This is a genomic window from Segniliparus sp. (genome assembly GCF_051660745.1).
Classification (GTDB): Bacteria; Actinomycetota; Actinomycetes; order Mycobacteriales; family Mycobacteriaceae; genus Segniliparus.
Map to the genome: position 1 here is coordinate 382305 of NZ_JBOFQF010000042.1, position 14513 is coordinate 396817.

Consider the following 14513-nt stretch of genomic DNA (forward strand, 5'->3'; position numbering starts at 1 on the left):
GTTCCTACAACGACGCGGCTGAGGGCTTCTCCAGCGCGGGCGAGGCCTTCGCGGCCTCTTGCGCCTTCACCCACGGCGCGATGACCTCGACGAGCGCCTGGGGCCGTCCGATCCAACCGGCGTGCCCGAGGCGTTTCTTGATGTGCTCTTGTTTCGGCTCCGTGCCCTTGAACAGGCGGAGGAACTCCGTCATCACTTTGGGCGGCACGATGTAGTCCGCCTCGATCGTGACGCCGAGGACGGGGACGGCGATCTCGCCGATCGCCTCTTCCGCGTCGAACTCGACACGCGACGGCTGGAACTTGCCGGTGAGGATGACCCTGCTGGAGTCCCACAGCATGCCGCGGGGCTGGCGCCCGTAGCCGCCGTCGAACCGGGCGAAGGCCGCGGGGTAGACCCGGAAGACCTGGGCTCCGAAGTTCATGCCGACGACCCCGAGGGAGACGATCTCGGCGTGGAGCTTATTGGCGTAGTTCCGCCGGTGCGCGATGCCGGTGGTGAGCATGGCGAGCCCGTCGACCTCGCCGGGGTGCTGCGACACGTACAAGCTCGCGAGGTGCGCGCCCAGGCTGTGGGCGAACAGGTAGACCGGCGCTCCGGGGAACAGCTCGTGGACCTCGGCGATGATCTGCGGGAAGTCGTCCTGGATGTGGCGCTTCCACCCCCAGTTGCGAAACGGGTTCGGCCGGGGCCTGCTCGCGCCCTGCCCGCGCAGATCGAACGTGACGACCTGGATCCCCTGTTCGAGGACGCTGAAGGCGAACTTGTCGAGCGCGGCCACCGGGGTGCCGTAGCCGGGCGCCACGACCAGGACCGGAGCAGTCGGGTTGTCTTGCGACTCGAAGATCCGCAGGTACGTGTACGCCTCGTGGGTGAGGTCGATGCGACGGATGCGCATAGCCGGTGCCTCTCTATCCTTCTTGTCTCGTCGGGCTCACTCGGAGACCATGTTCATTGTGCGAAGCGCCAGTGGCAGGTGACTTCGTCGCCGTATCCTGCGGCGGCTTTGTTGTCCAGGACGTCGTTGTCCACGTTCAGGGAGCAGGTCGGCCCTGCGAGGTTGCCGTTGCTCTTGTGCGGGACCTTGACCACAAGGGTGATCTCCACGAGCGAGCCTTCCAAGTCGACGACCGAGCCTTGCGCGGACGGCTCCCACGGCAGCTGGACGACCTGGTCGAAGGTCTGGACCTGCGGCTGGCCCTCGTTCGCGAGGTGATGGACCACGGTGTATTTGACCTGGGCCGATTCCGGGGTGTTCGCGGCGCCCGGCTCCGCGTAGGCGTGCGCGCGCAGGTACACCCGCTGCCCGATCTTCCCGTTGGCGCGCAAGTCGTCCAAAGAGTCGTTGGCGAACCAGAACAGCACGGCCGCGCCTGCCGACAGGCCGAGCGCGACGACGACCCCGACCACGACCCACGGCCAGACCCTGCGCTTGCCCGCCTCCGCCGCCTCGCGCATCGCTTCGAGGTCGGCGTACGGCACCGTCCACGAGTCGTCCTGGGTCATCTTTCGTCCTTCTCGGTCAGCGTCGCCAGCTATAACGTCGTTTGCTCACGACCAGGATACAACGCGGGGCCCGCTCCGGCGCCCGTCACCCATGGCCGTTCGCGGCCAACGGCCTCGCGAAGGCGTACAGCGGCGCGTCGAAGTCCAACATGAAGCCCTCCGCCTTGGCCGTGGCCTCCACCATGCCCGCCAGCACCGCTTCGAGCTGCGCGACGAACTGCTCGACCGAGGTCTTCGGGACGCCGTCCTTCATCCACCAGTCGGCCGCCGCCGCGACCGCGCCGACGATGGCGGCGGCGGGCAGCTCGACATTGTCCTTCGGCCCGCCGATCTGCTCGCCGACGTCGCCGAGCATCGCGGCGATCTCAGAGGCGAGCAGGCGCCCGTTGTCGAGCACGCGGCTCGCCCCGCCGCCGAGCAGCATGTCGTTCATCAGCGCGCGGAACACGTTCGGATGCGCCGCGAGCAGGTCCGCGTAACCGGTGAGGCCCAGCCTCAACAGCTCCCGCGCCGTGGGCGCGCTGCTCATCGGGAGCACGACGACGCGCTCGGTGATCAGTTCTTTCACCCGGTCCGCGACGGCCTCGAAGAGCTCGCCCCGGTCCGCAAAGTACCGGTACAGCGTCGGCTTGGGCTTGCCCGCCTCGGCGGCGATCTCCTGCATGCTCACGTCCGGGCCGAGCTGGTCGACGGCGCGGAACGCCGCCTCGACCAGCTCTGCCCGCACCTGAGCGCGATGGCTGTCCCATCGCGTCGCTCTCCGATCGGCCATAGCACCATGTCTACCACGACAGCCGTCGCAGCCGCGGCCGTTCGGACGTCGGCCATCCCTCGTCATACGAAGTGATCTATTTCACTTTCCATGCAAATGTGATACATGCGACACCTACTCTTTCTCGGACCGATGGTATGCGCTACCGTTGGTCTCAGTTACATTGTGATCCACACCACGGATCCGTCTCACGAAGGGCGCACCTATGAGATCTGACGCAGCAGGCCCCGCGCCGTCCTTGTCCGAGGGCTGCGCGGGGAAGCCGATCCGCACCGGCACGGTCATCATCGGCGCGGGGTTCTCCGGACTCGGCATGGCCATCGCGCTCCAGAAAGAGGGCCGCCACGACTTCGTCGTCCTGGAGAAGGCAAGCGGCGTCGGCGGCACCTGGTTCCACAACACCTACCCCGGTTGCGCCTGCGACGTGCCCTCGCACCTGTACTCCTTCTCCTTCGACCAGAACCCGGGCTGGAGCAAGCTGTGGTCCGGCCAGCCCGAGATCCTCGAATACCTCGAAGGCGTCGCCGCCCGGCACGGCCTCGGCCCGCATCTGCGCCTGAACACGACCGTGGCCGGGGCGCGCTGGGACGACGAGACCCACACCTGGCGTGTCGCCACGGCCTCCGGGCAGGAGTACGTCGCCCGGTACCTGGTGAGCGGAGTCGGCGCGCTGCACGTCCCTTCGATCCCACGGCTGCCGGGGATCGAAGGCTTCGCGGGCCCGGCGTTCCACTCCGCCGCATGGGACCACTCGGTCGATCTTGCGGGCAAACGGGTTGCGGTCGTCGGCACCGGGGCGAGCGCGGTCCAACTCGTCCCGCAGATCGTCGACAAGGTCGCCGAGCTGCATCTCTACCAGCGCACTGCGCCCTGGGTCTTCCCGAGGACGAACGTCCCCATCCCCGCCGCCGTCCGCTCGTTGTTCCGGCGCGTGCCGCTCGCCCACCGAGCGCTGCGCGCTCAGATCTACTGGACTGCCGAGCTCGGCGCATACGCGATGAACCGCCGCCCCGCGCTGCTCAACGGCCTCGCCTTCCTCGGGCGGCGCTACATCGCCTCGCAGATCAAAGACCCCGCGCTGCGCGAGAAAGTCACGCCGCGCTACACGCCCGGCTGCAAGCGGCTCCTCGGCTCGGACACCTACTACAAGGCCCTGGCCAACCCGAAGACCCAGGTGGTCGTCGACGGGATCGACCACGTCGAGGGCAACACACTGGTGTCCCGCGACGGAACCAGGCGCGAGGCGGACGTCGTCGTCTACGGCACCGGCTTCAGCGTCGACGGGTCCTACCGCGCGGTCGGCCTCTTCGGCGCGGGCGGCGAGGATCTGCACGAGCGCTGGGCGGCCAACGGGATCCAAGGCCATCTCGGCGTCACGGTCGCCGGAGTCCCGAACGCGTTCATCCTGCTCGGCCCCAACACCGGCCTCGGGCACAACTCGATCGTCTTCATGATCGAAGCCCAGATCCGCTACGCGGTCCAGGCGATGCGGCTGGCCGAGTCGCGAGGAGCGACGAGCCTCGCCGCCAAACCCGCCGCCCAGGCCCGTTTCAACGACGAGGTGCAACGCAAGCTCGCCACCGCCGTGTGGTCGGTCGGCGGGTGCAAGAGCTGGTACGTCGACGAGCACGGCCGGAACTGGACGCTCTGGCCCGGATTCACCTGGGAGTACTGGCTGCGCACCCGGAAAGTGGACGCGGCCGAGTTCGACTTCGCCACCGTCCCGGCGCGCGGGGCCGCCCGCCCGCAACCGGCAAACGCCTGAAACAACCCGAAACCAAAGGAGCAGCATGCGAAACTTCCAGGGCCGCGTCGCGGTCATCACCGGAGCCGGATCCGGCATCGGCAGGGCGCTCGGCGTCGGCCTGGCCAAGCGGGGGGCGCAGCTCGCGCTGTCCGACATCGACCTCGACAACGTCGCGGAGACGGCTTTGCTCTGCGAGAAAGAGGGGGCCAAAGCAATCCCCTACCGGCTCGACGTCGCCGACCGCGAGGCCTTCCACTCGCACGCGGAGGACGTCGTGCGCGACTTCGGCGCGGCGAACCTCGTCGTGAACAACGCGGGGGTCGCGCTCGGCAGCGACATCCTCAACACCTCCTGGGAGGACCACGACTGGCTCATGGGCGTCAACCTCGGCGGGGTCGTCAACGGGACCAAAGCGTTCCTGCCCAAGCTGGTCGAGGCGGGCGAGGGCCACGTCGTCAACATCTCCAGCGTGTTCGGCCTGATCGGCGTGCCGAGCCAAGCCGCGTACAACGCCGCGAAGTTCGGAGTCCGCGGCTACACGGAGGCGCTGCGCCAGGAGCTGCGCATCGCGCGGTCCCCGGTCAGCGCGACATGCGTGCACCCCGGCGGCATCCGGACGAACATCGTGCGCAACGCCCGAGGCGTCTCGCGCGGATCGATCACGCCCGACATCGCGGCCAAAGGGTTCGAGCGGATCACGATGACCACGCCCGAACGGGCCGCCCAGGTCATCCTGCGCGGGGTCGAGCGCGACCGGGCCCGCGTGCTCATCGGCCCCGACGCCAGGGTCTTCGACCTGATCCCCCGCCTGATCGGGCCCCGCTACCAGGACATCGTCGGATTCTTCGGCCCGCTCGCCTACCGGCTGGCGCAAACGCCCCTGGCGACCCGGCTCGCCGAACGGCTCTGAACCGCCCCTCGGCGCGGTTTCGCCGACACAGCCAACAGCACCAACAGCACCGGAACGGATGACAACGATGACGAACACCCTCTCGCAACCGGCGGACACAGCGCAGTCCATGGGGGCCACCTTCGTGGCCGCAGGCGCCTCGCAGACCCAGGCCAAACGGATCGGCGACCGGCAGAAAACGGCGGCGCGCCTGCTGCGCGCCTCGGTGGAGCGCAGCTACGACGCCGAGGTCGACATCGACTGGGACGAGCCATGGCTCGACGGCAAGACGTTCGGGCCCGAGCACCGGCTCTCGCTCTACGGCACCCGCATCTGGGACAAGCTCAGCCCCGAGCAGCGCAGCGACCTGGCCCGGCACGAGATGGCCAGCGTGCTCAGCTTCGGCATCCTCGCCGAGGCCGGGCTCAGCGCCGTCCTGTTCCGCAAGCTCATGACGGGCAAGCTAGCGGACGACGCCACCCGCTACCTGCTCAGCGAGATCGGCGACGAGACCCGCCATTCCACGATGTTCTCCCGGATGATCAACAAGCTGGACGTCGAGCCCTACCGGCAGCCGAAGTTCCTGATCAGGATCCTCAGCGTCGGGGCGCAGCTCATCCCGCTCGGCGCCTCGGCCTGGGGCGGGACGCTGCTCATCGAAGAGGTCCTCGACCGCCTCCAGCGCGAGTCCATGATCAGCGAGCAGGTGCAGCCGCATCTGCGCCAGCTCTTCAAAATCCATGTGCTCGAAGAGGCCCGGCACATCACCTACGCCCGCGAGGAGCTCGTGCGCAGCTACCAGGCGTCCAACCGGCTCGGCAAAGCCTTCCACCGCCTCGTCCTCGCCGTGATGTGCGCCGGGGTGCTCCCCGCGCTGGCGAACCCACAGGTCTACCGCCGCGCCCTCGGCATGTCGCCGCTGCGCGGGGCCCTCGTCGCGCAGCTCAACCCGAACTACCGGGTGCGGGCGACGTTCGCGTCCGAGCCCATGGTCCGCTACTTCCACGAGGTCGGGCTGATCACGGGCAGGGTCACCGCCAAGGTGTGGAAAGCCACCCGCGCTTTGCCTGACGACCTGCACGAAGAGATCTTCGGCGCGCCGCCGTCGACCAGCGGCTCCCGGCTCAAACGGCTCGTGGCGAGCGCGGTCGGGGTTTGAGCATATGGTGATCCATGCCACAAAGAGAAGTCGGAGAGGTCGCAAAACACTGTCAAAGAGCACGTTTTCACCTTGCGCTCCAGATCACACCGAGCCTAGAATCGCCTTACAAATACATCGTTTTGTAAACAGCACAGTTCCCGCTCAGGCACAGATGGAGACCGCGATGACCAGCACCCTCGGTCCGCACACCGACATATCCGCCCAGAAAATCGCGCAGGACAGGGGCGCGGGCTTCATCGCCTCGGGAGCCTCGCAGACCCGGGCGAAGCGCATCGGCGACCGCGACAAGACCGCCGCGCGGCTGCTGCGCTCCGCCGTGGAGCGCAGCTACGACGGCGAGGTGGACATCGACTGGGACGAGCCATGGCTCGACGAGAAGCTCTTCTACCCCCCGCACCGGCTCACCCTGTACGGCACCCGCATCTGGGACAAGCTCTCCCCCGAGCAACGAGTCGAGCTCGGCAAGCATGAAATGGTGCGGGTGTTCAGCTTCGGCATCCTCGTCGAAGGGGTGCTCAGCGTCATGCTGTACCGCAATATCGCCGACGGGACGCTCGTGGACGACAGCACCCGCTACATGCTCACCGAGATCGGCGACGAGACCCGCCACTCGATCATGTTCTCCCGCGCCGTCAACAAGATCGGGGTCGAGCCGACCCTGTTCCCCCGGTTTGTGACGAAGGCGGTCATGGGCGTCATCAGCCTCCTGCCTCTCGGGGCCTGGTCCTTCGGCTGGACCTTGCTCTTCGAGGAGGTCCTCGACCGGTTGCAGCGCGAAGCCGTCCCCGACGAGGAGATCCAGCCGCACCTGCGCCAGGTCTTCAAGATCCATGTGCTCGAAGAAGCACGGCACATCACCTTCGCCCGCGAGGAGCTGGTGCGCAGCTACCAGGCCGCAGGCCGGATCCGGCAAGGGCTGGACCGCGTGCTCATCGCTCTCGCGACCTCGCTCGTGGCTCCGCTCACGTTTTGGCCCGGCCTCTACCGGCGGGCCATCGGCATGTCCGCGTTCCGCGGATTCCTCGCCGTGCAGCTCGGGCGGAACTACAGCGAGAACGTCCAGTTCATGTGCGAGCCCATGGTCCGCTACTTCCACGAGGCCGGGCTGATCAGGGGTTGGCTCACGACGAGGATCTGGAGGGTCGCGCGGGCGTTGCCGGACGACATCTACGAGGAAGTCGTCGGCAGGCCCCGCAAGGAACGCACGCCCTCGCTCGCAGGCCGGGCCGTCCGCTGGCTCGTGGGGGCCTGAGATGACCGCCGCCGCAGACGCGCCGCAGCTGGGCTCGCACGTCCGCCAGCTGACGGTCTCCGAGGTCGTCCGCGAGACGAAGGACGCCGTCTCGCTGGTCTTCCCCGTCCCCGACGACCTGGCGGAGACGTTCAAATACTGGCCGGGCCAGTACCTGACCCTGCGCATCCCGAGCGAGCGCACCGGGTCGGTCGCCCGATGTTATTCGCTCTGCAGCTCGCCGCATCTGGACGACAACGAGCTCATGGTCACCGTGAAGCGGACCCCGGCCGGATACGCCTCGAACTGGATCTGCGACAACGCCGCCCCCGGCATGTCGGTCCCGCTCTTGCCCCCCGCAGGCGTCTTCTACCCGAAGTCCTTCGACCACGACATGGTGTTCTTCGCGGCGGGCAGCGGGATCACCCCGGTCATCTCGATCATCAAATCCGCGCTCGCCGCAGGCTCCGGGCGGATCGCCCTGTTCTACGCCAACCGCGACCAGGAGTCGGTCATCTTCGCGGAGCAGCTCGCGGTGTACGCCGAGGAGTTCCCCGAGCGGTTCGCGCTGACGCACTGGCTGGAGTCCGAGCGCGGACTGCCCGCCGTGGCGGACCTCGCCGCGTTCGTCTCGGACAAACGCAGCTGGCGGCTCTTCATGTGCGGCCCCGCGCCGTTCATGGACTCGGTCGGGACCGGAGCGGCCGAGGCCGGGGTGAACCCGGTGCTGGTGCACCGGGAGGTCTACTTCTCCCTCGACAACGACCCCTTCGCGCCGGTCGTGGCGCGCCCGGCCTCCGACCTGCCGCCCGCCCGGGTGACCGTGCAGCTCGACGACGGGGAGCACGTGCTCTCCTGGGACCGCGAGACCCCTCTGCTCGACCATCTCCTCGAACGCGGCATGGACGTGCCGTACTCCTGCCGCCAGGGCGAATGCAGCTCCTGCGTGTGCAGCGTCGTCGACGGCGAGGTGCGCCTCCTGCGCAACGAGACGCTCGTCGACGAGGACATCCGCCTCGGCCTCACCCTCGCCTGCCAGGCGGTGCCGGAGACCGACGAAGTGATCATCGCCTTCGACCAGTGACCTTCCGACCATCGACGCCGACACGAGCAAGGGGACTTCGCACATGATCGACCAGCACGCCGAGCACGCCTACGAGGGGCCCGCCGAGATCGAGATCGACGGCAGCTCGGTCCCGGTCCAGGTGGTCCTTCGCGGGCATCTGCAGTCCCTCTCCGACGGCCGCTACAAATGGTACGGGCGGGTGAAGGCGGACGCCGGGATCAAGGCGCTCGTCGGCGAGCGGGCGCAAGGCTTCCTCGTCACCGAGCACGGCAGGGCGAAGGCCGTCTTCGACGACTTGGACTTCTGGGACCGCTACCGCGTGACAGGCCGCAGCCGCCCGCCGTTCCACCTGCCGTCCACGACCGAAGAGGCCGACGCGGAAGCGGCGGCGCACGAGGCGCAGCTCATCGCCGCGCAGCGGGCCGAGGCCTGACGGCCTACTCCCCGCCCAGGAGGTCCGCCGCCCTGCCGACGACGAGCGGGTCGGGCTGGCCCACGACCTCGTGGTCCTTGTTCTCGTACTCGAACTTGCTCAAGACGTAGCGCATCGCGCTCAGCCGGGCGCGTTTCTTGTCGTTGCTCTTCACCACGATCCACGGCGCGCCCGCGAGGTCGGTGAACCGGAACACCTCTTCTTTCGCGGCGGTGTAGGCGTCCCACTTGTCGAGCGAGGCGAGGTCCATCGGCGACAGCTTCCACTGCCGCACCGGGTCCACCTGGCGGATCGCGAAACGGGTGCGCTGCTCCAGCTGGGAGACCGAGAACCAGAACTTGACCAGGCTGACGCCGTCCTCGACCAGCATCTGCTCGAACAGCGGGGCATGGCGCAGGAACTCGGCGTGCTGGCCTGGCGTGCAAAAGCCCATCACCCGCTCGACGCCGCCCCGGTTGTACCAGGAGCGGTCGAAGAACACCATCTCGCCCGCGGCGGGGAGGTGCTGCACGTAGCGCTGGAAGTACCACTGGGTCGACTCGCGCTCGCTCGGCTTCTCCAACGCGACGACGCGGGCCCCGCGCGGGTTCAAGTGCTCCATGAACCGTTTGATGGTCCCGCCCTTGCCAGCCGCGTCCCTGCCCTCGAAGAGGATGACGTGGCGCTGGCCGGTCTTCTTGGACCACTGCTGCAGCTTCAGCAGCTCGATCTGCAGGAGGCGCTTCTCCTCGTCGTACTGCTGGCGGCCCAGCCGCTCGTCGTACGGATACCCCTCGCGCCAGGTGTCCACCGACCGTCCGTCCAAGGTGAGCAGCTGCGGGTCGTCCTCGTCGTCCGCGACCGTGAAGCCGCTCGTGTCGGCGAGGTCGACGTGGATGTGGGCATGCGCTGCGGAAGCTTCGGTCACACGGGGAATGTATCCGCAACCAGCGGCGGCGGGGTGAACGACCGGTGAACAGCCGGCTTCGCCCCGGCCCGGGGGGCTACTGTCTCGGGGTGACCTCTTCGACGCTCGTGGCCATCGGGCCGCAGCTCGCCGTCGCCCTCGTGCTGCTGGTGTTGTTCGCGATGGGCGCCAGCGCGCTCGGGCAGCTCGGGCACGCGCGCGGCATCCTTGCCGCCGCGCTGCGAGCGGCAGCGCAGCTCGGCGCGCTCGCCGTCGTGCTCGCGGCGCTCGTCGCGCACGGCGCACTGGTCTTCGCCTTCCTCGCCGTGATGTCGCTGGCCGCCGCGTACACGGCGGCGCGCAGAATCCGCCCGACGGCACAGCGCAGGCTCCAGACGGTGGCCGTCTGCCTCCTCCCCGCCGTGCTGCCCGCACTGCTCCTCGTCGGGACGCTGGTCGCCGCCGGGATCGTGCCGCGCCAAGCGCTCGCCGTCGTCCCGGTCGCAGGCATCCTCGCGGGCAACGCGATGGTGGCGACATCGCTCGCGGGGCAACGGGCGCGCGACGAGCTGCGGACTCGGGCGGGCGAAGTCGAAGCGGCGTTGGCGCTTGGCTTCGCCCCCCGCGACGCGGCCTTGCTGATCTGCCGTCCCGCCGCCGCGACGTCGCTCGGCCCGGCGATCGACCAGGCGAAGACCACCGGGCTGGTGACGATCCCCGGCGCGTTCGCGGGCACCCTTTTGGCCGGGGCCAGCGCCTGGCAGGCCGGGGTCGTCCAGCTCTTCGTCCTCATCGGCATCCTCGCCGTGCAGTCGGTCGCCGTCGCCGCGACCACATGGCTGATCGCCGACGGGCGACTGTGACGAGGAAACAGCGCCAGCCGCGCTGTCGCCGTCAGTTCGAGACGGCGGGCGCCCGACGCGACAAGATCGCCGCGTAGGCCACAAAACCCGCTTGGACGAGCAGCAAGCCCGGTCCAAGAATGATGAACAGCGCGGGCAGGACCGCGCCCTGCCGCATATCGAACTCGCCGCTGAGCACCGCGAAATAGATCACCGCGATCAACCCGGCGCCGCCGAGCGTGGTCAGGATCCGCAGCACCACCGCCAGCGCGCCGCGCACCGGTTGGAGCTGGAACCGGAACACCCGGAAAGCGTTGATCGCGAGCCACCCGACCGCAAGCCAATGGATCTTGGCCTCGGACTGGCCGAAGTAGTCTCTGCCCGAACCGCCCAGCTCGGGTTTCCCCGCGACAACCAGGGCGAGCAGGGCGACCAAGGCCCCGACGGGGATGAACCCCACGCAGATCCAGAGCACCTGACGACGCGAAAATATCCCACCACGGTCCATGAGGCCCAGCATGTCGCCCGTCAGCTGATTTGTCAAAACCAAATTGAAACGCAGAAACCCCCAGCCGAAGCTGGGGGTTTCTGCGTTTCAGGCGGTCGGACTCAGAAGTCCATGCCGCCCATGCCGCCGGTCGGGTCGCCAGCGGGGGCGGCGGCCTTCTCCGGCTTGTCGGCGACGACGGCCTCGGTGGTGAGGAAGAGGCCCGCGATCGACGCGGCGTTCTGCAGCGCGGAGCGGGTCACCTTCACCGGGTCGTTGATGCCAGCGGCGAGCAGGTCCTCGTACACGCCAGTGGCGGCGTTGAGGCCGTGCCCGGCGGGGAGGTGGCGCACCTTGTCGACCACGACGCCCGGCTCAAGGCCTGCGTTGAAGGCGATCTGCTTGAGCGGAGCCTCGAGCGCGACGCGCACGATGTTCGCGCCGGTCGCCTCGTCGCCCACAAGGCCGAGGCCCTCAAGGGCCGGGGCGGCCTGCAGCAGGGCGGAGCCGCCACCGGCGACGATGCCCTCCTCGACGGCAGCCTTCGCGTTGCGGACGGCGTCCTCGATGCGGTGCTTGCGCTCCTTGAGCTCGACCTCGGTCGCAGCGCCAGCCTTGATGATGGCGACGCCACCGGCAAGCTTGGCGAGACGCTCCTGCAGCTTCTCACGGTCGTAGTCGGAGTCGGTGTTCTCGATCTCCGCCTTGATCTGCGCGACCCGGCCCGCGATAGCGGAGGAGTCGCCAGCGCCCTCGACGATCGTGGTCTCGTCCTTGGTCACGATGACCTGGCGAGCACGGCCGAGGAGCTCGAGGCCAGCGGTCTCGAGGGAGAGGCCGACCTCTTCGGAGACGACCTCGCCGCCGGTGAGGATGGCGATGTCGGCCAGCTGCGCCTTACGACGGTCGCCGAAGCCCGGAGCCTTGATGGCGACGGACTTGAAGGTGCCGCGGATCTTGTTCACGACCAGGGTCGACAGGGCCTCGCCCTCGACGTCCTCGGCGATGATGACGAGCGGCTTGCCTGCCTGGATGACCTTCTCCAAGAGGGGAAGGAGGTCCTTGACGGTGGCGACCTTCGCGGAGACGAGCAGGATGTAGGGGTCCTCGAGGACGGCCTCCTGGCGCTCCGGGTCGGTCACGAAGTAGCCGGAGATGTAGCCCTTGTCGAAACGAAGGCCCTCGGTGAGCTCCAGCTGCAGGCCGAAGGTGTTGGACTCCTCAACGGTGATGACGCCGTTGTTGCCGACCTTGTCGTGCGCCTCGGCGATAAGCTCGCCGATGGCCGGGTCGCCGGCGGAGATGCCTGCGGTCGCGGCGATCTGCTCCTTGGTCTCAACCTTGACGGCAGAGGCCAGCAGCTGCGCGGTGACGGCCTCCACGGCCTTCTCGATGCCGCGCTTGAGGCCGAGCGGGTTCGCTCCGGCGGCCACGTTGCGCAGGCCTTCCTTCACGAGGGCCTGGGCCAGCACAGTGGCGGTGGTGGTGCCGTCGCCAGCGACGTCGTCCGTCTTCTTGGCGACTTCCTTGACCAGCTCGGCGCCGATCTTCTCGTAGGGGTCCTCGAGCTCGATCTCCTTGGCGATGGAAACGCCGTCGTTGGTGATCGTGGGGGCGCCCCACTTCTTCTCGAGCACAACGTTGCGGCCCTTGGGGCCGAGGGTTACCTTGACAGCGTCGGCGAGGGCGTTCAGGCCCCGCTCGAGGCCGCGACGGGCCTCTTCGTCGAACGCAATGATCTTGGCCATAGCGTGGTGATCCTCCATAGTCGGGGGTGACACGTTCTTCAGGCGGCCGGCGTAGCGCCCGCGACGGACGGCCAGCCGTGTCCTGTGCTGACCTCGCCATACCGGCCTAGCACTCGCAGTTCACGAGTGCCAAAAGCCACGTTAGCACTCGACCAGCACGAGTGCAAGGACGAATCGGGCCGCGGTCGCCGCGACGCCGCGCTTCCTACCGTTTAGTATTGGCATATGGAACAGTTTCGATGGGCGGTCGGCAAGCTCACGCTCCCCATGAATGTCGCGCTCCTGCTCTGGGCCGCCTCGTCGGGGTGGTCCGCGCTCGTCTTCCTCATGCTTCCCCTGACCTGCCTCCTGCCGTCCACGCTGATGGCTATGGCCCGCTTCCGCAGAAAAGGCGAGCTGGCCACGGGGATGGCCTGGGCCCAGCTCGCGACCTGGCTCGGGCTCTTCGTCTTCGGCCTGTTCGCCGCCGAAGGCGCGGGCGACGGGTACTGGTCGTACCGGGCGGCGACGCGCTCCAGGTGGACCGACCTGGCGGGACTCGGCGCCGACGGGGTGGAGCCGAGCGAGTCGGTCGCCCGCCTGGCGCTGGCCGTCGCGCTGATCGCCTGGCTGGCCCTCTTCGCGCTTTTGGTCCTCGACCTGCGCCGCCATCTCGTGACGACCCGGCTCCCCGAGGAGCGGCACGTCCCGTCCGGGCCCGCCAGCCGCCGCCGCGACCTGGGCGACCGCGGCCGCGCGAGCAAACGACGGGGCACGTCCGCCCCGCGCTAGCATCCCGAATCGGTCACGCCGCCGTGACGAACCGGCCCCCACGGGTTGACTCCGCCGCGTCTCGCGCCCAACGATGAGAAGACAGCCGCCGGGGGCGGGAGCGCGGGCGGAAACCTCCCGCACGACGTCTCGGCCCGGTCTCGCCGCTATGACGAACACGCTTCGGCGGCTTGACGTGCGGCGCGGCAAACTTGACGATACTCATGTGACTATTGGGAATTTTGAGGCAGAAGTTGCCGGAGCGACCGGGCGCCCGAAGCGCCGCCGCCAGGCTCGGCGGCTGCTCCGCGCGGCCGTGGCCGTCGCGGCGGTCCTCGCCCCGCTGCCCCTTGTCCAGTTGTCGCCCGCCCCCTCCGCCCCAGCCGCCCCGGCGCTCGCCGCGACGCCGCCGTGGTTCTCGGGCCAGGTCGGCGGGGCCTCGCAAGTCGTCGCCGTGACCGGCGACCAGTCCGGTCGCGCGAACGTGGAGGTCTGGGGCAAATTCCCTGGAGCGGATGGCGCTGGGCAATGGTGGAGCATGACCGGCCCGCTCTCGGGCTTCGTCGGCTCCGCGGGCATCGCCGACCAGTCCAAAGACGGCTACCCCGCGACGCCTGCGGGGGTTTTCTCCTTGCCATGGGCGTTCGGCACCGACCCCGCCCCGCAGACCGGGCTGCCGTTCCACCACACCGGGCCGAACGACTGGTGGGTCGGCGACATGAAAAGCCCCCTGTACAACAGCTTCTCCACCTGCGCCCCCGGCTCCTGCCCGTTCAACGAGAAAGAGAGCGAGCGCCTCGCGATCCCGGAATACGCCCTCGCCGTGGTCATGGGCGTGAACGCCGAGCGCAAGCCAGGGGCAGGCGGCGCGTTCTTCCTGCACGTGCAGGGCGGCGGCCCGACCGCAGGCTGCGTCTCGATGGACAAGACCGCGCTGCGCAACCTCATCACCTGGCTCAAACCCGGGGCCGTCATCGCAGTCCGCCGCGCATGA

The 14513-nt window shown here is 68.7% G+C and carries 15 protein-coding genes; 9 read left to right on the top strand and 6 right to left on the bottom strand.

Going from position 1 to position 14513, the window contains the following annotated elements; genetic code table 11:
• Positions 1-4 precede the first annotated feature (4 nt).
• The 3 genes from ACRC20_RS16155 to ACRC20_RS16165 all read right to left on the bottom strand — a co-directional run bounded on the left by ACRC20_RS16155 (position 5) and on the right by ACRC20_RS16165 (position 2278).
• Positions 5-898, bottom strand: coding sequence for an alpha/beta fold hydrolase (locus tag ACRC20_RS16155; RefSeq protein WP_438687398.1), 894 nt, complete (start codon positions 896-898; stop codon positions 5-7).
• 53 nt (positions 899-951) lie between these two features.
• The gene (locus ACRC20_RS16160; RefSeq protein WP_438687399.1) at positions 952-1506 is read right to left on the bottom strand and encodes a hypothetical protein; all 555 of its coding nucleotides are present in this window, start codon (positions 1504-1506) and stop codon (positions 952-954) included.
• A gap of 85 nt (positions 1507-1591) precedes the next feature.
• Positions 1592-2278 carry a TetR/AcrR family transcriptional regulator gene (locus ACRC20_RS16165; RefSeq protein WP_438687400.1) on the bottom strand — a complete coding sequence of 229 codons (687 nt, stop codon included), beginning with the start codon at positions 2276-2278 and terminating at the stop codon, positions 1592-1594.
• 205 nt (positions 2279-2483) lie between these two features.
• Here ACRC20_RS16165 and ACRC20_RS16170 point away from each other — a divergent pair, with 205 nt between their 5' ends.
• From ACRC20_RS16170 to ACRC20_RS16195, 6 genes are all read left to right on the top strand, one after another.
• Positions 2484-4043, top strand: a complete 1560-nt coding sequence (locus ACRC20_RS16170; protein WP_438687401.1) for a flavin-containing monooxygenase — start codon at positions 2484-2486, stop codon at positions 4041-4043.
• 25 nt (positions 4044-4068) lie between these two features.
• Positions 4069-4935 (top strand): SDR family NAD(P)-dependent oxidoreductase, encoded by an 867-nt coding sequence (locus ACRC20_RS16175; RefSeq protein WP_438687402.1) that lies wholly within the window; start codon positions 4069-4071, stop codon positions 4933-4935.
• A 109-nt stretch (positions 4936-5044) separates the two neighbouring features.
• A complete protein-coding gene (locus ACRC20_RS16180) occupies positions 5045-6073 on the top strand; it encodes an AurF N-oxygenase family protein (RefSeq protein ID WP_438687439.1) in 1029 nt (342 codons plus the stop codon).
• A gap of 166 nt (positions 6074-6239) precedes the next feature.
• Positions 6240-7328 carry an AurF N-oxygenase family protein gene (locus tag ACRC20_RS16185; protein WP_438687403.1) on the top strand — a complete coding sequence of 363 codons (1089 nt, stop codon included), beginning with the start codon at positions 6240-6242 and terminating at the stop codon, positions 7326-7328.
• Position 7329: 1 nt separating this feature from the next.
• Positions 7330-8391, top strand: coding sequence for a 2Fe-2S iron-sulfur cluster-binding protein (locus tag ACRC20_RS16190; RefSeq protein ID WP_438687404.1), 1062 nt, complete (start codon positions 7330-7332; stop codon positions 8389-8391).
• A gap of 43 nt (positions 8392-8434) precedes the next feature.
• On the top strand, positions 8435-8806 hold the full coding sequence (locus tag ACRC20_RS16195; RefSeq protein ID WP_438687405.1) for a DUF4873 domain-containing protein: 372 nt from the start codon (positions 8435-8437) through the stop codon (positions 8804-8806).
• Positions 8807-8810: 4 nt separating this feature from the next.
• Here ACRC20_RS16195 and ppk2 read toward each other — a convergent pair whose 3' ends face one another.
• Positions 8811-9713: a polyphosphate kinase 2 gene (gene ppk2, locus ACRC20_RS16200; RefSeq protein WP_438687406.1), complete on the bottom strand. Its 903-nt coding sequence runs from the start codon at positions 9711-9713 to the stop codon at positions 8811-8813.
• An 89-nt stretch (positions 9714-9802) separates the two neighbouring features.
• On the opposite strand from ppk2, the gene ACRC20_RS16205 reads away from it, so the two are divergent.
• Positions 9803-10555 carry an ABC transporter permease gene (locus ACRC20_RS16205; protein WP_438687407.1) on the top strand — a complete coding sequence of 251 codons (753 nt, stop codon included), beginning with the start codon at positions 9803-9805 and terminating at the stop codon, positions 10553-10555.
• A gap of 31 nt (positions 10556-10586) precedes the next feature.
• On the opposite strand, the gene ACRC20_RS16210 is transcribed toward ACRC20_RS16205, so the two are convergent.
• Both ACRC20_RS16210 and groL read right to left on the bottom strand, forming a co-directional pair.
• Positions 10587-11078 carry a hypothetical protein gene (locus ACRC20_RS16210; protein ID WP_438687408.1) on the bottom strand — a complete coding sequence of 164 codons (492 nt, stop codon included), beginning with the start codon at positions 11076-11078 and terminating at the stop codon, positions 10587-10589.
• Positions 11079-11143: 65 nt separating this feature from the next.
• Positions 11144-12769, bottom strand: coding sequence for a chaperonin GroEL (gene groL / locus ACRC20_RS16215; protein ID WP_438687409.1), 1626 nt, complete (start codon positions 12767-12769; stop codon positions 11144-11146).
• A 225-nt stretch (positions 12770-12994) separates the two neighbouring features.
• Here groL and ACRC20_RS16220 point away from each other — a divergent pair, with 225 nt between their 5' ends.
• Together ACRC20_RS16220 and ACRC20_RS16225 are read left to right on the top strand one after the other, a co-directional pair.
• A complete protein-coding gene (locus tag ACRC20_RS16220; RefSeq protein ID WP_438687410.1) occupies positions 12995-13540 on the top strand; it encodes a hypothetical protein in 546 nt (181 codons plus the stop codon).
• A 205-nt stretch (positions 13541-13745) separates the two neighbouring features.
• Entirely contained in the window at positions 13746-14513 is a 768-nt protein-coding gene (locus tag ACRC20_RS16225; RefSeq protein WP_438687411.1) for a L,D-transpeptidase family protein, read from the top strand.